Annotated in this window: 1 protein-coding gene; it reads left to right on the top strand. The window is 46.7% G+C overall.

The window, feature by feature from the left end; translation table 11 throughout:
• Positions 1–450, top strand: a 450-nt coding sequence (locus L691_RS0122150; protein WP_025692491.1) for an IS3 family transposase, incomplete at its 5' end; no start/stop codon positions are given.
• Positions 451–482: the final 32 nt, after the last annotated feature.

Genomic DNA, 482 nt, shown 5'->3' with positions numbered 1-482 from the left:
GAAGGCTGGCTGTATCTAGCCAGTGTCATGGATCTCTACTCCCGTAAGATTGTAGGCTGGCAGATGGGCGAACGGATGACGAAGGAACTCGTCATCGGTGCACTTCAGCAAGCGTATGGCCGTCAGCATCCGGCTCCAGGGTTACTGCATCACTCTGATCGGGGGAGCCAATACGCCTCGCTAGACTACCAGAAACAACTGCGAGCCTACGAAATGACTGGTAGCATGAGTCGCAAAGGTAACTGTTACGACAATGCTTGCATCGAATCCTTTCATAGTGTGTTGAAGAAGGAACTCATCTACCTAAACCGCTATGAAACCCGGGAAGAAGCAAAGAAAAGCATTTTTGAGTATATTGAACTCTTTTACAACAACCAACGGATTCATTCGTCTATTGATTACTATACCCCTACGGAGTATGAACAGCTTTATCATACCCTAGCTGCATAAATTTCTGTGTCTACTATCTTGACAGAGGTCCA

The sequence above is a fragment of the Paenibacillus zanthoxyli JH29 genome, from assembly GCF_000520715.1.
Taxonomy (GTDB): domain Bacteria; phylum Bacillota; class Bacilli; order Paenibacillales; family Paenibacillaceae; genus Paenibacillus_AQ; species Paenibacillus_AQ zanthoxyli.
The sequence above is the reverse complement of the archived record's forward strand: the minus strand, read 5'-3'. Positions and strand labels throughout refer to the sequence as shown.